At 53.5% G+C, this 19,771-nt stretch carries 20 protein-coding genes; all 20 read left to right on the plus strand.

What is annotated here, in order from left to right; translation table 11 throughout:
* The first annotated feature begins 248 nt into the window (after positions 1-248).
* The 20 genes from SK3146_RS20940 (at position 249) to dusB (ending at position 19,651) form a co-directional block, all read left to right on the plus strand.
* Positions 249-1,025, plus strand: coding sequence for a vWA domain-containing protein (locus SK3146_RS20940; protein ID WP_249860633.1), 777 nt, complete (start codon positions 249-251; stop codon positions 1,023-1,025).
* Positions 1,009-1,926, plus strand: coding sequence for a protein kinase domain-containing protein (locus SK3146_RS20945; RefSeq protein WP_249860634.1), 918 nt, complete (start codon positions 1,009-1,011; stop codon positions 1,924-1,926). Before SK3146_RS20940 ends, SK3146_RS20945 begins: the two co-directional genes overlap by 17 nt.
* A gap of 38 nt (positions 1,927-1,964) precedes the next feature.
* A complete protein-coding gene (gene tilS / locus SK3146_RS20950) occupies positions 1,965-3,410 on the plus strand; it encodes a tRNA lysidine(34) synthetase TilS (RefSeq protein WP_249860635.1) in 1,446 nt (481 codons plus the stop codon).
* A gap of 38 nt (positions 3,411-3,448) precedes the next feature.
* A complete protein-coding gene (hpt, locus tag SK3146_RS20955; protein ID WP_249860636.1) occupies positions 3,449-3,988 on the plus strand; it encodes a hypoxanthine phosphoribosyltransferase in 540 nt (179 codons plus the stop codon).
* A gap of 70 nt (positions 3,989-4,058) precedes the next feature.
* Positions 4,059-6,011: an ATP-dependent zinc metalloprotease FtsH gene (ftsH, locus tag SK3146_RS20960; protein ID WP_249860637.1), complete on the plus strand. Its 1,953-nt coding sequence runs from the start codon at positions 4,059-4,061 to the stop codon at positions 6,009-6,011.
* Between the two features lie 293 nt (positions 6,012-6,304).
* Positions 6,305-7,243 carry a quinolinate synthase NadA gene (gene nadA / locus SK3146_RS20965; protein ID WP_249860638.1) on the plus strand — a complete coding sequence of 313 codons (939 nt, stop codon included), beginning with the start codon at positions 6,305-6,307 and terminating at the stop codon, positions 7,241-7,243.
* A 70-nt stretch (positions 7,244-7,313) separates the two neighbouring features.
* Positions 7,314-8,927 carry an L-aspartate oxidase gene (gene nadB / locus SK3146_RS20970; protein ID WP_249860639.1) on the plus strand — a complete coding sequence of 538 codons (1,614 nt, stop codon included), beginning with the start codon at positions 7,314-7,316 and terminating at the stop codon, positions 8,925-8,927.
* On the plus strand, positions 8,920-9,789 hold the full coding sequence (nadC, locus tag SK3146_RS20975) for a carboxylating nicotinate-nucleotide diphosphorylase (RefSeq protein WP_249860640.1): 870 nt from the start codon (positions 8,920-8,922) through the stop codon (positions 9,787-9,789). Before nadB ends, nadC begins: the two co-directional genes overlap by 8 nt.
* Positions 9,786-10,550 (plus strand): type III pantothenate kinase, encoded by a 765-nt coding sequence (locus SK3146_RS20980; RefSeq protein WP_249860641.1) that lies wholly within the window; start codon positions 9,786-9,788, stop codon positions 10,548-10,550. The genes nadC and SK3146_RS20980 overlap by 4 nt, the downstream gene beginning before the upstream one ends.
* A gap of 33 nt (positions 10,551-10,583) precedes the next feature.
* Positions 10,584-11,453 carry an Hsp33 family molecular chaperone HslO gene (hslO, locus tag SK3146_RS20985; protein WP_249860642.1) on the plus strand — a complete coding sequence of 290 codons (870 nt, stop codon included), beginning with the start codon at positions 10,584-10,586 and terminating at the stop codon, positions 11,451-11,453.
* Positions 11,454-11,517: 64 nt separating this feature from the next.
* A complete protein-coding gene (locus SK3146_RS20990) occupies positions 11,518-12,450 on the plus strand; it encodes a peptidyl-prolyl cis-trans isomerase (RefSeq protein ID WP_249860643.1) in 933 nt (310 codons plus the stop codon).
* Positions 12,451-12,592: 142 nt separating this feature from the next.
* Complete coding sequence (gene cysK / locus SK3146_RS20995; RefSeq protein ID WP_249860644.1) at positions 12,593-13,531, plus strand: cysteine synthase A; 939 nt, start codon at positions 12,593-12,595, stop codon at positions 13,529-13,531.
* 103 nt (positions 13,532-13,634) lie between these two features.
* Positions 13,635-15,179, plus strand: a complete 1,545-nt coding sequence (locus SK3146_RS21000) for an anthranilate synthase component I family protein (protein ID WP_249860645.1) — start codon at positions 13,635-13,637, stop codon at positions 15,177-15,179.
* A 12-nt stretch (positions 15,180-15,191) separates the two neighbouring features.
* Complete coding sequence (gene pabA / locus SK3146_RS21005; RefSeq protein WP_249860646.1) at positions 15,192-15,773, plus strand: aminodeoxychorismate/anthranilate synthase component II; 582 nt, start codon at positions 15,192-15,194, stop codon at positions 15,771-15,773.
* Positions 15,770-16,660: an aminodeoxychorismate lyase gene (gene pabC, locus SK3146_RS21010; protein ID WP_249860647.1), complete on the plus strand. Its 891-nt coding sequence runs from the start codon at positions 15,770-15,772 to the stop codon at positions 16,658-16,660. Before pabA ends, pabC begins: the two co-directional genes overlap by 4 nt.
* Positions 16,660-17,499: a dihydropteroate synthase gene (gene folP / locus SK3146_RS21015; RefSeq protein ID WP_434006808.1), complete on the plus strand. Its 840-nt coding sequence runs from the start codon at positions 16,660-16,662 to the stop codon at positions 17,497-17,499. Before pabC ends, folP begins: the two co-directional genes overlap by 1 nt.
* Before the next feature lie 42 nt (positions 17,500-17,541).
* Entirely contained in the window at positions 17,542-17,904 is a 363-nt protein-coding gene (gene folB / locus SK3146_RS21020; RefSeq protein WP_249860648.1) for a dihydroneopterin aldolase, read from the plus strand.
* A 4-nt stretch (positions 17,905-17,908) separates the two neighbouring features.
* Positions 17,909-18,415 (plus strand): 2-amino-4-hydroxy-6-hydroxymethyldihydropteridine diphosphokinase, encoded by a 507-nt coding sequence (folK, locus tag SK3146_RS21025; protein ID WP_249860649.1) that lies wholly within the window; start codon positions 17,909-17,911, stop codon positions 18,413-18,415.
* Positions 18,397-18,606: a helix-turn-helix domain-containing protein gene (locus tag SK3146_RS21030; protein WP_249860650.1), complete on the plus strand. Its 210-nt coding sequence runs from the start codon at positions 18,397-18,399 to the stop codon at positions 18,604-18,606. The genes folK and SK3146_RS21030 overlap by 19 nt, the downstream gene beginning before the upstream one ends.
* A gap of 25 nt (positions 18,607-18,631) precedes the next feature.
* Complete coding sequence (dusB, locus tag SK3146_RS21035; RefSeq protein ID WP_249860651.1) at positions 18,632-19,651, plus strand: tRNA dihydrouridine synthase DusB; 1,020 nt, start codon at positions 18,632-18,634, stop codon at positions 19,649-19,651.
* Positions 19,652-19,771: the final 120 nt, after the last annotated feature.

The raw sequence follows: 19,771 nt of genomic DNA on the forward strand, positions 1-19,771 counted from the left end.
CCATATCCTGTGGATATCCGGGTGCTCCCCCGAAAGTAAAGTCTACCCATAGAACGATCCTGGAGGAAGGGTTAGACGCCGATCCAGCTTAGGCTGGATACGGACGGAATAAGCTTCAGTGCATCACGTCACTTTTGGGGGATTTGTTCTTTGGGACGTTCCTCTAGCATCGGCCAAGTTTAGGATTCTCGCAAAAAGGGAAAACTATATGTAAGGTTTACTATGCTCATAGAGGAGGAACGGATAGTATGAATCAAATCATCTTAATTACGGACGGGTGCTCCAACGTCGGGGTCAGCCCGGTTATTGCGGCTGCGCATGCCAAATCGGAAGGGATTGTCGTCAACGTCATCGGATTGATCGATTCCAGCGAGATCGGGGAACACGGAATCGCCGAGATCAACGAGATTGCCGAAGCCGGAGGCGGCATGAGCCGGATCGTGAACACAACGGAGCTGTCGCAAACCGTGCAGATGATGACTCGCAAGACGGTCGTTCAGACGATCCAGCAGGTTGTCGGCAAAGAGCTGCAGCATATTCTGGGCGATTCCAAGATCGAGAGCCTGCCGCCCGAGCAGCGGTCGCAGGTCGTGCGGGTCATGGACGATTTGTCGGAAACCGCTGCGCTGCGCGTTGCGCTCCTTATCGACGCCAGCGCCAGCATGAAGCCGAAGATGCAGGCGGTCAAGGAATCGATCTATGATTTGCAGCTGAGCATCCAGGCCAGAACGGGCGACAGCGAGATGGCCGTATTCCATTTTCCCGCCTCCGTTTCCGGCGATGAAGCCGTCGAGATGGATCTTAGCTGGACGCGTGACCTTGCAAATCTGAACCGTTTGTTTTATAAATTAAACATGAAGGGTACGACGCCTACGGGTCCTGCCCTGCTGAAGGTCATTCAGTTTATGGCCGGCGTATCGGAGGAGGAATCTTCCGGCGGTCCGTGGAACGCCACGGCGTATGCGGATGAACAAGAGCGCCCGCATAAGGGCAAGGATGGGATGCTGAGTGACTACGTCGTTTGAGCGGCACGTGTCTTCAGGCACAATCGTGCAAGGCAAATGGAATCATCGGCGGTACAAGATTGAGCGTTTGCTCGGTGCCGGAGCCAATGGGCAAGTATATCTCGTGAAGCGGGGGAAGTTGTCGTACGCGCTCAAAACCGGGTTCGACGCCGTCGACCATCAGTCTGAGGTCAATGCGCTCAAGACTTTGTCCAAATCCGGCACATCGTACCGCAATTATTTGCTGGATGTGGACGATTTTCATTGCGAAGGGCAAGATTTTCCGTTCTACATCATGCCCTATATGAAGGGGCAGTCCATGGCGGACTTTATGAAGCAAAACGGCCGCGATTGGATTTACCTGATTGGGCTGAATCTGCTCCGCAAACTGGTCGAGCTGCACGGCGAGGGTTATATTTTCAGCGATATTAAGATGGAGAATGTGATCGTTTCCGGATACGGGGACGTCGAGCTGATCGATTTTGGCGGCGTCACGCCGAAGGGAAGGGCGGTCAAGCAGTTTACCGAGGTGTACGACCGCGGATTTTGGGGAGCGGGGAGCCGTTCCGCCGACGAGGCTTACGATCTGTTCGCCTTTGCCGTCCTGCTCATCAGCAGTACGGATACGGGGCGGCGGCTGGCGGGAATCAAGAAGGTAATTCCGCAAAACCGCAGCGTGGATATGCTGCTGGAGATGCTCCAAGCGAACCGCGCGTTAAGCCATGCGGCTCCCGTGCTGCGCAAAGCGCTGCTCGGCCAATACGCCACCTCGAAGGAGGCGCTGGCGGACTGGCGCAAAGGGGGCTATCCCAAACCGGCCAAAATCGTTAGCTCTATCGGCGGCGCCTGGCTTAAAATTTGCTTTGCCGCTTCGCTGCTGCTGTTCGGATTAACGGTATACCTGTATTGGCCGGCTTCTTGACGTGTTTTTGCAGGCTCCATTGAAAGGATTAACGGACGATGAATCTCGTATCGAAGGTAGAGAAGGAAATACAAGCGGAGCGACTGCTCCGGCGCGGGGACAAGATGGTAGTTGCGGTATCGGGAGGGCCCGATTCCATGGCGCTGCTGCATGTCCTTTTTGCGCTGTCGAAGAGGTGGGACTGGAGGCTTGTCGTAGCTCACGTCGATCACGGTTTCCGGGTCGAGGAATCGGCGTTGGAAGCGGCGATGGTCGAAGAGGAAGCCGCGCGGCTTGGGCTGGCGTGCGAGGTCGGGCGCTTCGATGCCCCCGGTTATATTCGCGAGACCGGCCAAAACGCGCAAGCCGCAGCCAGGGAGCTCCGCTACGGCTTTCTGCAGCAAACGGCCGCGAAAAGCGGAGCGGAACGCATCGTTCTCGCGCATCATGCGGATGACCAGGCCGAGACGATGCTGATGCGGCTGCTGCGGGGAACCGGCCCTGCGGGATTGTCGGGAATTCCCGTCAGACGGACGGAACGGAATGTGGAACTTGTTCGGCCGCTGCTTCGTATATATAAATCAGAGCTGCTCGACTATTGCCGTGAAGAAGGGATCAGATACTGCATCGACAGCAGCAACGAAAGCACCAAGTATACCCGCAACGAGATCCGGCTGGAGCTTTTGCCTATGCTGCAGCGTTACAATGAGCAGCTGCCGCAGGCGCTTGGCCGGCTATCGGTCATGATGGCTGCGGAGAACGATTTTGTGGATCGTCAGGCGGCGGCTTTATTTGAACAATGTGTGGCTGCGGAAAGCGATTTCGCAGAATGGTCAAGAAATTGGTTCGCCGGGGTACATGTTGCTTTACAAAGGCGGTTGATTAAACTAATATTAAATTATCTTTCCTTTGATGCGGATTCCATGGATTTCCTGAAGCTCGAGCAAATGAGAGATGCGATACTGAGACCGGAACCGTCCAATCTTCATATCGACATAGGTCAAAGCCTCGTTCTGACGAGGGAATATGATCGGATCAAGCTACATACTTTATTTGTACCGCCGATCCCGTATCGGTACGTTCTGCAGCGAAATGAACGCCGCTTGACGATAACGGAAACCGGGGCGGTTATCGAGTGCGCCTGGTTTGAAGGCGATGCGGCAGTCGCCGCGATGAAGGCCTTGCCGGCAGACGGCCGCGATGCGGCGTGGTTTGATGCCGGGCAATTGACGTTTCCGCTAACGGTGCGCAGCCGGGCGGATGGAGATCGAATGACATTATTCGGATTAAACGGCTCCAAAAAAGTAAAAGATATTTTCATTGACGCTAAAATTCCGCCGAGCCGCAGGACGCAGATTCCTGTCGTCGCCGACGACCGCGGGCGGGTCGTTTGGCTGCCGGGCGTCCGCAGATCATCGCACGCCTTGGTAAGCGCCGCAACGCAGGCGGCCGTTTATATGAGACTTTGCACGCCGGAGGCTGACGCTTCCTCCGTGTTAAGATAAGCATTACAGATCATTTATTCCAAGTAGGAGGTTCTCTCTTGCAAAACGACATTCAAGAAACACTGTACAGCGAGCAGCAAATTCAGGACAAAGTAAAGGAGATGGGCCAATTAATTAGCCGCGATTTCGAGGGACGCAATCCGCTGGTCATTTGTGTACTAAAGGGTGCGTTTATTTTTATGGCGGATTTGGTCAAGCAAATCACCGTTCCGCTCGAAATCGATTTTATGGCGGTTTCCAGTTATGGCCAATCGACCAAATCGTCGGGCGTCGTCAAAATTATTAAGGATCTGGACGTTCCCGTTGAAGGCCGGGACATCATCATTGTCGAAGATATCATCGACAGCGGACTGACCTTAAGCTATTTGATCGACGTGCTGGAGCGGCGTAACGCGCTTTCCATAACGGTGGCGGCATTATTCGATAAGCCGGGGCGTAGAACTGTTGATTTGGATGCAGACTATAAAGGATTCGTCATTCCGGACGCGTTCGTCGTCGGATACGGCTTGGATTATGCGGAGAAGTACCGCAATTTACCTTATGTGGGCATACTGAAGCCTGAAGTGTACTCCCACTAGCATTTCTTGTGATGCCAAGACTTGCTGTGGTACAATATACAAAGTTGCCGTTTTTGAGAGGAGGTAGGGGATGAATCGAATTATTCGTAATACAGGCTTTTATTTGCTCATTTTTTTGGTCACTGTCGGTATCGTTCATTTTATCAGCACACAGAATGACCAGAAAGACGTAATAAGCTACGATAAGCTCCGACAGGCCTTAGTTGAAAAGAATGTAGACTCGGTCAGCTTGAGATATGACGGTCAGACATACTTGGTTCGCGGTAAATACAAAAATCCGCAGCCGCCGGATAAGAAAAATTTCGAAACCCGCGCGCCTTACGACCAAGAAACCGTCACGATGATCGAAAAGAGCGAAGTGCCTAACATCGTCATTGAAAAAATGGAAGGGGACAACGTTTGGATCAGTTTCCTTACCTCCATTATTCCGTTTGTCATTATTTTCATCCTGTTCTTCTTCCTGTTAAATCAGGCGCAGGGTGGCGGCGGTAAGGTGATGAATTTCGGTAAAAGCCGCGCGAGACTTTATAATGAAGAGAAGAAGCGCGTGACGTTTGAAGATGTAGCGGGGGCAGATGAGGAAAAGCAAGAGCTTGTGGAAGTGGTCGAATTTTTGAAAGATCCGCGCAAGTTTGCTGCCGTAGGCGCAAGAATTCCCAAAGGGGTTCTGCTTAACGGACCTCCGGGAACGGGTAAAACCTTGCTGGCAAGAGCTGTCGCAGGCGAAGCGGGCGTACCGTTCTTCAGCATCAGCGGTTCCGACTTCGTGGAAATGTTCGTCGGTGTCGGCGCATCCCGCGTACGCGACTTGTTCGAAAACGCTAAGAAAAACGCACCTTGCATCATTTTTATAGACGAGATCGATGCCGTAGGCCGTCAGCGCGGCGCCGGATTGGGCGGCGGGCATGACGAGCGCGAGCAGACGCTCAACCAGCTCCTCGTAGAGATGGACGGATTTGGCGCGAACGAAGGGATTATTATTGTTGCGGCAACGAACCGCCCCGACATTTTGGACCCTGCGCTGCTGCGTCCGGGACGTTTTGACCGTCAAATTACGGTGGATCGTCCGGATGTGAAGGGCCGTGAAGCGGTGCTTAAGGTACATGCCCGCAACAAGCCTTTGAACAAAGATGTGAAGCTGGACGTGCTGGCGCGGTATACGACAGGCTTTACGGGCGCCGACCTGGAGAACCTGCTGAACGAAGCGGCGCTGATCGCAGCTCGCCGCAACCGCAAAGATATTTCGATGGAAGAGCTCGACGAGGCGTTTGACCGCGTCATCGTCGGTACGCAGAAGAAAGGCCGCGTGATCAGCGAACGTGAGAAACGCATGGTTGCGTTCCATGAAGCGGGTCACACGATCATCGGTTACTATTTGGAAAATGCCGATATGGTGCATAAGGTTACGATCATCCCTAGGGGCCGTGCAGGCGGATACGTCATGATGCTTCCTAAGGAAGGCGAAGACCGGATGATGAACACCAAAAACGAGCTGCTCGATAAAGTAACCGGATTGCTGGGCGGACGCGTATCCGAGGAGCTGTTCATCGGTGAGATCGGCACGGGCGCTTACAGCGACTTCCAACGCGCTACCGGCATCGTTCGCAAGATGATTATGGAATACGGAATGAGCGACAAGCTCGGACCGATGCAGTTCGGCAATGTGCAAGGTCAAGTATTCCTTGGTCGCGACTTCGGGCATGAGCAGAACTACTCTGACGCCATCGCTTACGAAATCGATCAGGAAATGCAGACGATCATTCGCGGCTGCTACGCTAAAGCGAAGGAAACTCTTGAGAAGTATTCGGATCAGGTTCGCCTGATTGCCGAAACGCTGCTGGAGAAAGAAACGCTTGAGAAGGATGAAATCAAGCAGCTCATCGAAACGGGCAAGCTGGATCAATCCGGAAGCTCCGACGTGAAGGTAAATATCGTCGGGCAGCAGCAAACGGCGGACGCCAACAAGCTGGAGTTCGATAAGCCATCGGCAGAAGATAACAACGACGATAAGAAAGAATCTTAATAACGAAACCGGCGTGCATATGAGATGCACCCGGTTTTTTTCTCATTTGTGAGTCGGCTCCGGGTTGCGCGGCGGCGGATAAATGAGGCGTTATACGAGAAACTGGTCCCAAGAGACCACGCTCGGGAAATACACTGCGTTGGGCATCATTTTTTCAGCCATTTTGTAGTTTTTTGAGCATTGACACCACTCGGGATGTTGTGTAAATTAGTTGTAAATCTTTTAAACAATATGTGAACATTTTCACGACTTCATAGCACACAAAAAGGGGTATGGGGAAGGAAGGTACGACGATGGAGGCTTTAGCCTTGGAGCGTAAAGAGGAGCAGAAGCGTGAGCTGAAGGAACGTATCGCTCAGTTGAAGAAGGAACGCAACGCCATTATTCTTGCGCATTATTATCAGAGGGATGAAATTCAGGAAATTGCCGATTTCCGCGGCGACTCGTTTCTGCTTGCGCAAAAGGCGGCGTCTACGGATGCCGAAGTAATCGTATTTTGCGGAGTTCACTTTATGGGAGAGAGCGCCAAAATTTTGGCTCCGAACAAAACCGTGCTCATTCCCGACGAACGTGCGGGCTGTCCTATGGCGGATATGGTCAATGTAGACGGACTTCGCGCTCTGAAGAAGCAGCACCCGAATGCCAAAGTAGTCGCTTACATTAACACGTCCGCCGATGTCAAATCGGAGACCGACATTTGCTGTACTTCCGCCAATGCGGTCAAAGTAATCAATGCCATCGATTCCGACGAGATTATTTGGGTGCCCGATAAAAACCTCGGTGATTACGTTTCCAAGCATACCGATAAAAAGGTCATTATTTGGGAAGGGTACTGTAACACTCACGACATGTTGACCGTCAAGGATGTAGAAGAAATGCGGGCGCAATATCCGAATGCACAGTTCGTCGTTCATCCCGAGTGCCGTCCTGAGGTTGTCAAGCTGGGCGATTTCGTCGGCAGCACGACCGCAATCATCAAATACTGCAAGGAATCCGACTGCCAGGAATTTATCGTAGGGACCGAAGACGGAACCGGCTACCAGCTGCGGCTCGACAGTCCGAACAAACAGTTTCATTTCGCTACGAAATATTTGGTATGTCCAAACATGAAAGTCAACAATCTGAAAAAGGTTGCACGCTGTCTCGAAACGATGCAGCCGCAAATTTACGTTCCGCCTCATGTCGCAGATCAAGCTAGAGCATCCCTGGAGCGCATGCTACAAGTGAAGTAGCATGCGCTACTCTCTTGTTGAACAACCTCGCGGGCAGTCGAATATCGGTTGAAGAAGGAGAGCGTTTCTAATGATTCCTCGTTATTTAGTTGATTTTAATTTGGACGAGCTGCCGCAGGTGCATACCGATGTGATGGTGATCGGGGCCGGAATTGCCGGTCTGTTCACCTCCATTAAAGCAAGCGAACAGTATAAAGTACTGATGGTAACCAAGAAATCGCTGCTCGACAGCAACACTCGTTATGCGCAGGGAGGCATAGCGGCCGTCATTTCGGACGAGGATTCCCCGGCATACCACAGCCAAGATACGCTAATTGCCGGCGCCGGGCTATGCTCGCCGTCGGCCGTTGACGTGCTGGTGCATGAAGGGCCGGCCGGTGTTCAAGATCTGATCCGCATGGGAACCCAGTTCGATCTGGAGAACGGGGAATTTGCCTTGACCAAGGAAGGCGCGCACAGCCAGCGCCGCATTCTGCATGCGCACGGAGACGCTACCGGCGCGGAAATCGTTCGCGCTTTGTCGGAGAAGACGAAGCAGGACCCGAACATTGACCTTTGGGACGATCATTTTGTTATCGATTTGATTACCGACGGGGGAGAGTGCTTCGGCGCGCTTGTTCAGAAGCCAGACGGCCAGCGGGTTATCGTCAGGGCCAAGGCAACCATTCTGTGTACCGGAGGGGCCGGTCAACTGTACCGCTATACGACTAACCCCGATATCGCTACCGGGGACGGCATAGCGATTGCCTACCGCGCCGGCGCCCTCGTTCAAGACGTGGAGTTCATTCAGTTTCATCCTACCGCGCTTTGCTATCCGGGAGCTCCCAGATTCCTTGTGTCGGAGGCGGTCCGCGGTGAAGGCGCAATACTGCGCAATATTAACGGAGAGCGCTTTATGGAGAAATACGATCCTCAGCTGGAGCTGGCTCCGAGAGATATTGTCGCCCGGGCAATCGTCAATGAGATGGAACTAACGAAGTCGACTTTCGTCTACATAGATTTTACGCATGAGTCGGAAGAAACGGTCAAACATCGGTTTCCGACGATTTACGAATTTTGCTTGAATTACGGGCTCGATTTGTCGTCCGACTGGATTCCTGTCGCCCCCGCAGCCCATTATATGATGGGCGGCGTCAAGACGAATTTGGACGGAGAAACACGGGTGGGCCGCCTGTTTGCCTGCGGCGAAGTGTCCTCTACCGGGGTTCATGGCGCCAATCGCTTGGCCAGCAACTCGCTTTCGGAGGCGATCGTATTCGGCAGACGGATTATGGAGCGCATCCATCAGTTGCCTCCGCTCGATCGCAATCCGTCCGTATCGGCGGCATCATCGCGAACGGGGCATGTCAAACAGCCGATGGTGGAGAAGAAACTGAAGCTGCAAAAGATTATGCTGCGTTATGTCGGATTGAAGCGATCCGCTGCAGGTTTGGAGAAAGGCTACGGAGAACTGAAACGGCAGCTGGCGATTTTTGACTCCTGCTTGACCAAACGCGAAGATTTCGAATTCGCCAATCTTCTTACCTGCGCCCTGTTGACTACGGAAGCGGCCTTGATTAGAGAAGAAAGCCGGGGGGGACACTATCGGGAGGATTTTCCCGAGAAGGATGATCTCTTGTGGAGAAAACATACCGTCTTTAGCCGCGAAGACGGGATTACGGAGGGACGCGTAGACGATGTATGAGCTGCAGATGGAAACAGTAAGAAAAAACCTGAAGTTGTGGCTGGAAGAGGATATCGGCATGGGAGATGTGACCACCATGACGACCGTGCCGGCCGATCAGCAGTCCAAAGGGATCATCCACTTGAAGGATAGCGGGGTTATTGCCGGTCTGCCTGTTGCGGAAGCGGTGTTCTCGCTTATCGACAGCAATCTCGTCTTCGAGGCCAAAGTGCGGGAAGGGGAGCAGGCGGCCTACGGAACCGTATTGGCCGAAGTGTCCGGAAGCACCCGCAGCATTTTGCTGGGAGAACGGCTCGCGCTCAATCTGATGCAGCGGATGTCGGGCATCGCTACACGTACCAGACAGTTCGTCGATGCTCTGGAAGGGCTACCGACGCGGCTGGTCGATACAAGGAAAACGACTCCCGGACACCGCTTGCTGGAGAAGTACGCCGTACGGGTGGGAGGAGGCCATAACCACCGCTTCGGCTTGTACGACGCCGTCATGATCAAGGATAATCATATTAAAGGAGCCGGGGGAATTGCCGAGGCCATTCGCGGCGCCCGCGCTCAAATTCCCCATACGATGAAGATTGAAGTCGAAGTGGAGAATATGGCGCAGCTGGAAGAAGCGCTGGCGGCGCAGCCGGATATCATTATGCTGGACAATATGAGCCCGGCGCAAATGAGCGAAGCGGTTGTGCGCATGAAATCGCAGGCTCCGCATATTCTTGTAGAGGCATCGGGCTCTGTCAGCCTGGATACGATCCATGCCATTGCCTCAACGGGGGTTGACGTCATCTCGGTCGGTCGTTTGACATATTCGGTGCAAGCTTTGGACATCAGCCTGGATCTTAATGCGCGGAAGGGGGGAGCGTCGTGATTCTGGTAGTAGATGTGGGTAACACCAACATCGTACTAGGCCTTTATGAAGGGAAACAGCTGCTGCACCACTGGCGCCTCAGCACCAACCGTTCCAGCACGACCGATGAGTACGGGATGATGATTTACAATTTGTTCGGCCATGCGGGGATTGAGCTTGAACAGGTAGAGGGAATTATTATTTCCTCCGTCGTGCCTCCGCTTATGTTTGTTCTGGAGCAATTATGTTCAAAATATTTGAAGAAAACGCCGCTAATCGTCGGACCCGGCATCAAAACGGGCCTTAATGTCCGCTATGAAAACCCGCGCGAGGTCGGTGCTGACCGTATCGTCAACGCCGTTGCGGCGATTGAGCTGTACGGGGCGCCGTGTATAGTCGTCGATTTCGGGACGGCGACCACCTTCGATTACATCGACGAATCCGGCCAATACATTGGAGGTGCGGTCGCTCCGGGTATCGCCATCTCGACGGAAGCGTTGTATCAACGCGCGGCGAAGCTGCCCAGGATCGAGCTGGTTAAACCCAAACATGTAATCGGCCGCAACACGGTCGCTTCGATGCAAGCGGGGATAATTTACGGCTTTGCCGGTCAGGTCGACGGCATCGTCGGACGCATTCGCGAGGAAAACCATCCGAAAGCCAAAGTAGTGGCTACCGGGGAATTGGCGGAGCTTATCGCCAGCGAATCGCGTACGATTGAAACGGTGAATCCTCTGCTGACGCTCCAAGGCTTGCAGATGATTTACGAACGAAATCAATAGAATGGATAATACAGCCATAGAGAGGATATTCCGATGCGTGATTATTTGATTAGAGCTACTGCAATGGGGGGGAAAGTAAGGGCTTTTGCCGTATGCTCCACCGGCATTGTGGACGAGATCAGCAAGCGTCACCAAATGACGCCGACGACGACCGCCGCTTTGGGCAGAACGGTTACCGCAGGCTTGATGATGGGAGCTATGCTGAAAGGCGAAGAGAAGCTGACGATCCTTGTTAAGGGCGGCGGCCCGATCGGACAAATTGTCGTCGACGCCAACGCGAAGGGAGAAGTACGGGGCTATGTGAGCGATCCGTCGGTGGATCTTCCTTTGAACGGGGAAGGGAAACTGGATGTCGCCGGCGCCGTCGGCGTCGAAGGCTTTATCAACGTGATCAAGGATTTGGGCTTGAAGGAGCCTTACCGCGGCAGCATACCGCTCATTTCCGGAGAGCTTGCCGAAGATTTTACTTATTATTTTGCCAGATCCGAGCAGACGCCTTCTGCCGTTGGGCTGGGAGTCCTTGTCGGCGTCGATCATACCGTAACCGCGGCGGGAGGGTTCATTATCCAGCTGCTTCCTGGACTTAGGGATGACGAGATTTCGCTCATTGAGTTGCTGCTTTCCCGGGTGGAGCCGGTCAGCGTGCTGCTGGAGAAAGGGCTCGATCTTGAGCAAATTCTTCAATGCGTCGTTCCCGACGTTGAAGTGCTGGGGGAGATGGACGTTCAATTTCGCTGTAAGTGCTCCAAGGACCGCGTTGAACAGACGCTGATTTCCTTAGGGCGCGACGAGCTGCAGCAAATGCTTGAAGAGGACGGCAAAGTCGAGATTGTATGTCATTTCTGCAATGAGCAGTATGTTTTTAGAGAAGAAGATTTAAAAACCATAATCAACCAGCTGTAACTTGACGATATATTGAGTAGGACGAAAAAAATAAAGTGTGAGTGACCATACGAGGGGATTAGGAATGCGAAACATAAAGGTATTGTGGGGAGCCATCGCGGTATTGCTGATTGCCGTTGTCATCCTTTCCTCCGTATTGTCTACCGATTTTTTCAACCAACGACATGTCGACATGAGCCCGGATCAGACGAAGCAGAATCAAGCAGTAAAAGTCATCGCAACGATCGGAGACAAGACCATTACCAGCAAGGAATTGGAGCAGCAGCTGCTGCAAAAGCACGGCCGGGAATTGTTGAACCAGATGGTGGATCATGAAGTCATTCGCTTGGAAGGCAAAGCGTTAGGCATGTTTGTGGAGGATAGCGAAATCCAAAAAGAACTGAAGCGTATGCAGCAAGGCTATGACAGCGAAGAACAATTTTACGAATCGATGAAAGTGCAGCTGGGTTTGTCCCCGGAGGCATTGAAAACCGACATTTACGACAAGCTGCTTCAGGAAAAAATTGTGACCAAAGATATTATTGTCTCCGATGAGCAAGTAGAAGCTTACATCAAAGCGCATCCCGACGAATTTAAAACGGCGGTTCAGCTGCGCATTCAACAAATCGTCGTCAGCGGCAAAGATCAGGCGGCTAAAGCGTCGGCGGATATAAGCAAAGGCATTGACTTCGGTCAAGTTGCCCAAAATCGTTCGCTTGACGATGCGACCCGGGATAACGGCGGTGATCTGGGATGGGTAGAGGAAGACGATCCGTTCGTCGCGGCTCCGCTGCTGAAGGCGGTCAAACAGCTTAAGGTGGGAGAAGTCAGCAAGCCCGTCGATTGGAACGGTCATCTCTATATTTTGAAATTGAAGGACCGGAAGGAAGATCCGCAGATGAGCAAGGAAGCGCTGATGGAATCCGTGCGTAAGGAGCTTGCGCTGCGCGCGGCGCCTCCGATCAATGACGTCGTCCAGAAGCTGCGTGAAAAATGGAAGGTTAACATTACGTTCTAAGCTTTGAAGCGAAACCCCGATTTGGTAAACCCGTCCATAAATTCATATTGACAACCTATGGTTCGGTTGATAAGATATTAGTATAATACCTACCAAATTACTCGGATATCATACTATATCCTATTTTAGGAGGAACGTCTGGATGGCTAAATTAGTTCAAAACATTACACAATTAATCGGTGGTACCCCGTTGGTGAAGCTGAACCGCGTCGTGCCGGAAGGCAGCGCTGAAGTGTATGTTAAGCTGGAGTATCAAAATCCCGGCGCAAGCGTAAAGGACCGTATCGCCATTAGTATGGTTGAAGTGGCTGAGCAAGAAGGCAAGCTGAAGCCGGGCGATACGATCATCGAGCCGACAAGCGGCAATACGGGTATCGGCCTTGCAATGGTAGCGGCAGCTAAAGGCTACAAAGCCATCCTCGTGATGCCTGAGACGATGAGTATGGAACGCCGGAACCTGCTGCGCGCTTACGGCGCTCAGCTTGTACTGACACCTGGAGCAGAAGGGATGAAAGGCGCTATCAAGCGCGCCGAAGAGCTTCTTGCCGAGAATCCGACATACTTCATGCCGCAGCAGTTTAAGAACCAAGCGAACGTGAAAATTCACCGCGAAACAACCGGCCCTGAGATCGTAGAAGCGATCAATTCGCATGACGGCAAGCTGGACGCTTTCATTGCAGGGATCGGAACGGGCGGAACGATTACGGGCGCCGGCAGCGTGCTGAAGGAGAACTTCCCGAACATCAAAATTTATGCGGTCGAGCCTAGCGCTTCGCCGGTATTGTCCGGAGGCAAACCCGGCCCGCACAAAATCCAAGGGATCGGCGCAGGTTTCGTGCCTGATATTCTGAATACGAACATCTACGAAGGCGTTATTGCGGTAGAGAACGACGACGCTTTCGAAACATCCCGCCGCGTGGCGAAGGAAGAGGGCATTCTCGGAGGCATCTCCTCCGGCGCAGCGATTTTCGCGGCGCTTCAAGTCGCCAAGGAGCTGGGCGCAGGCAAGCGCGTAGTCGCTATCGTTCCTAGTAACGGCGAAAGATACCTCAGCACGCCTCTGTATCAGTTTGAAGACTAATCCGGATAAGCGAGCCCTTCATTCGTTGAGGGGCTTTTTTTCATGATCAATATCAAGTATACTTAGTCCTAACTTATGAAAATGCCGACAAGGGGGGGCGTCCGTGACGCTAATAACCTATGATCAATGGCAGCAATGGGCGGACCGTTATACCGTGCTTCCCTACGTGCAGAGCTACCCGTTAGAGGATGACCGGTGCGTTAGCTGGGAAGCGGCTTGGGAACAGGCGTCGCCCGGTTCCTTCGTGCTGGAAAGCGGCAAGGGCGGCCGCTACACGTTTCTCGGGCTTCATCCGTCCTCAGCAATCCGCGGGGATGCGCAGCGGGCGGTCATTCGGCACGAAAACGGAACGGAGACTCAGGAAAGCGGGCAGCCGCTGGACATGGTTAAGCGATGGATGGAGCCGTACCGTTCGCCGGCCGTGCGGGGACGAGGCTTGCCGAAATTTCTCGGCGGCTGCGTCGGGTTCTGGAGCTATGATGTCATCCGCACCATTGAGAAGCTTCCGGAGCAGGCTGCCGACGATTTGCCGGTGCCGGATTACGCTTTTGCCCGGTTCGACAAAGTGTGGATTATCGACCATAAAGAACGGATGCTCTATATTGCGGTTCACACTGTGATTGGCCAAGAACAGCTCGGGCTGCCGGAACGGTATCAGGAAGCCGAGGAACAGGCGCGGCGCATGAAGCTGCAGTGGGACCGGATCGCCGCAGTCAATGATTCCGGACTTCATCGGCAGCGGCGGCAATCCATGCTGGAGCAGATCGAACAGGATCGGCTGCAGATCGACGTGGAAAGCATAGAAGACATCCGGGCCGACTTTCCGAAAGAGGCTTATATCAAGGCGGTCGAGCGGATTCAACGTTACATCGGAGCCGGGGACGTCTTTCAGGTGAACTTGTCCGTAAGGCAGCACAAGCCGCTGTCCCAATCGCCGGAGTCGATCTACGAATGGCTGCGCGTCGTGAATCCGTCTCCGTACATGGGCATGCTGCGCTATGAAGACTTTCAATTAGTATCCGGCTCGCCGGAGCTGCTCGTTCAACTGGAGGAGCGGACAATGCGTACGCGGCCGATCGCGGGCACCCGTCCGAGAGGACGCGACGCCGAGGAGGACCGGCGGCTGGCCGACGAGCTGATTCATCACGAGAAGGAACGGGCCGAGCATATTATGCTCGTTGATTTGGAACGGAACGATTTGGGCAGAATAGCTGCTTATGGTACCGTTAACGTAAAAGATTTTATGGTGATCGAGTATTATTCCCATGTGATGCATATCGTTTCCCAGGTGGAAGGCCAGCTTGCCGCGGGAAAACAGGCGTACGATGTGATCGCCGCGACGTTCCCGGGAGGAACGATAACCGGAGCGCCCAAAATCCGCACGATGGAAATTATCGAGGAACTGGAGCCGGTGCGCCGCGGGCCTTACACAGGATCGATCGGATGGATTGATTACAACGGAGATATGGAATTCAATATTATTATCCGCACGCTTGTCGCCGCGGGCGGCAACGGTTACGTACAGGCCGGCGCCGGCATCGTCATTGATTCGATTCCCGAGAAGGAGTACATCGAATCGATCAACAAGGCGAAAGCGATGTGGAAGGCGATCCAATATAGCGAGCGGAACGATCAAACTTTAGTATAGGGGGCATGAGCTGTGATCCTTGTCATTGATAACTACGATTCCTTCACCTATAATTTGGTGCAATATTTGGGTGAGCTGGGGGAGCAAGTGGAAGTGCGCCGCAACGACGAAATCGATCTGGCGGGCATCGAAGCGCTGAAGCCGAACCATATTCTTATCTCGCCGGGACCTTGCACGCCGAACGAAGCGGGGATCAGCCTGGCGTTGATCGAGCATTTTAAAGGCCGGATTCCGATTCTGGGCGTATGTCTCGGACACCAGTCCATCGGACAAGCGTTTGGCGGCGAAGTCATTCGCGCGGAGCGGCTTATGCACGGCAAGACGTCGCCGATCTACCATGACGGCAAGACGTTGTTCAAAGGGCTGCCGTCGCCGTTTACGGCAACGCGCTACCATTCCCTGATTGTCAAAAGAGAGACGCTGCCGGACTGTCTGGAGATCAGCGCCGAAACGTCCGAAGGGGAAATCATGGGACTGCGTCATAAGGAATATGCGATCGAAGGCGTTCAATTTCACCCGGAATCCATCATTACGGACCATGGCTTAACGATTCTGCGCAACTTCCTGAACGAAACGGCAGTGAAGCAGGCGTGAACATCTATGTGAACGGAAGCATAATAGCTGAGCAGGAGGCCGTGGTGTCGGTATACGACCACGGTTTTCTTTACGGTATGGGCTTGTTCGAAACGCTGCGCACTTACAAGGGGCGCCCCTTCCTGCTCGGCGATCATCAGGAGCGGCTGCTGGCGGGCTGCAGACAATTAGGGATAGACTATAGCCCGCGCCCAGGGGAATGGGAGGACTTGATTCGGCGGCTGCTGGAATCGAACGGCCTGGAGAATGCGTACATCCGCTTTACGGTTACGGCCGGAGAAGACGCGCTAGGGCTTCCCTCCGGCGATTATCAATCGCCTCATGTCATCGTTTACGTGAAGGAGCTTCCAGAGAGAAACGAGGATCTGTACCGGCGCGGTAAGCCGCTTCAACTGCTCCAAACGGCCCGTAATACGCCGGAAGGGTCCGTGCGGTTCAAATCCCTACATTATATGAACAATATTTTGGCCAAACGGGAGCTGCGGCAAAACGCCCGGTCCGCGGGCGCCGAGGGATTGCAGCTTGACGCGAGAGGCTATTTGGCGGAAGGCATCGTGAGCAATTTGTTTTTCATCCGAGCCGGCCGTCTCTTTACCCCGTCGCTGGATACGGGCATTCTCCCCGGAATTACGAGAGCGTTCGTATTGCGGCTGGCGGCAGAATTGGATTTGCCCGTAGAGGAAGGGCTCTACCGCTGGCCGGAGCTTGTGCAGGCCGACGAAGCGTTCGTGACGAACTCGATCCAGGAGATCGTTCCTGTGACGACGTTGTACGATCTTCAGAGGACAGAGCTTTCCCTCAGCGGCGGGCAAGCCGGGGAATGGACCCGCAAGCTGATGGGGCGGTATCGCAGCCGCGCAGAAATTGGAAATGAAGGTGATAGGTAATGGCTGACACAGCAGCTGTACAACCGCTGGATTGCCGGGGCATCCCCTTGGATGTGCATAGCGAGACCGTGATCATGGGCATTTTGAACGTAACGCCCGATTCCTTTTCCGACGGTGGAAAATTCAATCGGACGGAAGCCGCGGTGCGGAGAGCCGAAGAAATGGCCGCCGAGGGGGCTTCCATCATTGACATCGGAGGCGAATCGACCAGGCCGGGAGCGGCTGTCGTCACATTGGAGGAGGAACTGCAGCGGGTCGTCCCTACGGTTCGGGCGCTGATCGAGGCCGGAATCGGCGTCCCTCTCTCCATCGACACGTACAAAGCCGAAGTGGCGCGGCAGGCGCTGGAAGCGGGAGCGCATATTTTGAACGATATATGGGGCTTGAAAAAAGATCCTGCCATGGGCAAGCTGGCTGCGGAGTACGGCTGTCCCATCGTCATTATGCATAACCGGACGCAGGCGGTTTACGACGATTTTATCCGCGATGTCATTCGCGATCTACAAGACAGCGTGAAGCTGGCCCATGAAGCGGGAATCCGCGACCGCCAGATCATTCTCGATCCCGGCATCGGTTTTGCCAAGTCCTATGAGCAAAACCTGCAGTTAATGAACGAGCTGCATCGAATTGCCGCGCTCGGTTATCCCGTGCTGCTCGGAACTTCCCGTAAAAGTATGATCCGTACGGCGCTTCAGCTGCCGACGCATGACGTGCTCGAAGGTACGGCGGCGACCGTTACGATGGGAATTATGCAGGGCTGCCGAATTATGCGGGTCCATGACGTCAAGGCGATGAAACGGGTAGCTTGTATGACCGATACGGTCATCCGTCATAAATAAATAGACATGTCTTGACAAAGAACTGAACTGGAGGAGAAGCAGTTGGATAAAATTACAATGAACGGCATGCAATTTTACGGCTATCACGGCGCGTTTCCCGAAGAGAATAAGCTCGGAGCGCGCTACCGGATCGATGTCGAGCTGCATCTTCCGCTGGATCGTCCGGGGCGCACCGATCAGCTGGAGGACACGGTGAATTACGCCGAGGTGTACGAGAGAATCAAAACCATCGCCGAAGGAGAAATATTCAAGCTGATCGAGGCGTTAGCCGAGCGGGTTGCACTTATGCTCCTGCAAACTTATACTAATATAAATGCAGTTACCGTACGCGTGTTGAAGCCGCATCCTCCGGTAGCGATGTTCTTCGACGGCGTAGCGGTGGAAATTCATAGAAAGCGGGCATAAGTTCATGGGCTCACAGCCTTCGTTTTACGCTTATATTGCGCTCGGCTCCAACATGGGAGACCGCGAGCGTTATTTGTTGGACGCTATCGATCAATTGGATGATCATGAAGAAATCCGTGTGATCGCTTGTTCCAGTATTTATGAGACGGAGCCTGTCGGATATGTGGACCAGGATTCCTTTTTGAATATGGCCGCCGAGGTTGATACGACATTGACGCCGGAAGCGCTGCTTGATGTTATGATGGGAATCGAACGGACTCTGGGGAGGCAGCGCGATGTGCGCTGGGGACCGAGAACGGTTGATTTGGATATGCTGCTGTACGAAGACGTGAGGCAGGACGACCCCAAGCTGATCCTTCCTCATCCCCGAATGCTGGAACGCGCGTTTGTGTTGGTGCCGCTCGTCGAGGTAATGCAATTGCGCCGCTTTCAGCAGGCTGCCGAGCTGGCAGATCATCTAGAGAAGCTGGAAGGAAAGGAAGGCGTTATTTTATGGAAAAAAATGCAATAGCGCAGCGCATTCGCGCTTTTCGCAAACTAAAGGGCTTCACGCAAAATCAGTTGGCGGATCAATTGGACGTATCTATCGCCATCTTGGGGGCGATCGAGCGAGGAACGCGCAGACCGGACCCTAAAATGATTCGCAAAATTTCCGAGGTTCTGGGCATCGATCCCGATGAACTGCTGCCAGCGGCTAAATAACCGTATAAGAGAGGAGGATATTCATATGTTAAAAATAGGAAATATAGAAGCACCGAACCAAGTCGTTCTTGCGCCGATGGCGGGAGTGTGCAACCCGGCCTTTCGGCTGATCGCCAAAGAATTCGGATGCGGACTGGTTTGTGCGGAGATGGTCAGCGATAAGGCGATTTTGCACGGCAATCACAGAACGATGGAGATGCTCTACGTCGATGAGCGGGAGAAGCCGCTAAGCCTGCAAATTTTCGGAGGGGACACGGAATCCCTGGTTGAGGCGGCTAAGCATGTGGATAAACATACGAACGCCGATATTATCGATATCAATATGGGCTGTCCCGTTCCCAAAATCACCAAATGCGACGCCGGGGCGCGCTGGCTGCTGGACCCGCCCAAGATCGAACAAATGATCTCCACCGTCGTGAAGTCCGTCAGCAAGCCGGTTACGGTAAAGATGCGGATCGGCTGGGACGATGATCATATATACGCGGTGCAAAATGCAAAAGCCGTCGAGAACGGCGGCGGCTCGGCAGTATCCGTACACGGCCGGACCCGCGTCCAAATGTATACGGGACATGCCAATTGGGACATTATTAAAGAAGTTAAAGATTCGGTGTCCATTCCGGTCATCGGCAACGGAGACGTATTCAGTCCCGAGGACGCGAAGCGGATGCTAGATCAGACGGGCGTGGACGGCGTAATGATCGGACGCGCGGCGCTCGGCAATCCGTGGATGCTGTACCGGACGATTCAATACCTGACCAAAGGCGAGCTTCCTCCGGAGCCGACGGGACAGGAGAAGATCAAGATTGCGCTGCTTCATATGGATCGGCTGGTTGCCTTGAAGGGCGAGCATGTGGCCGTGAAGGAAATGCGCAAGCATTTGGCCTGGTATTTGAAAGGTTTGCCCGGAGCGGCGCGCGTAAAGGACGTCATTATGGAGCAGACGAAACGGGATGCGATGGCGCAAGTGCTTGAAGAGTTCGTTGCCTCGCTGGACGATAAAGGCCATGCGGGCGACGCCGAAGAGGCGCCGGTTCAGGTGCATTAATCGGCCGGAGAAGGTCATTTGGATCAGATTGACATTTGAATGGGGTTGCAATATAATCAGTCAATAGTCGTTTACCAAGGCAGATCAGTCATCATGATCTCGATCGTTAATATATTATTT

The sequence above is a fragment of the Paenibacillus konkukensis genome, from assembly GCF_023523925.1.
In the GTDB taxonomy this organism is placed as follows: domain Bacteria; phylum Bacillota; class Bacilli; order Paenibacillales; family NBRC-103111; genus Paenibacillus_S; species Paenibacillus_S doosanensis.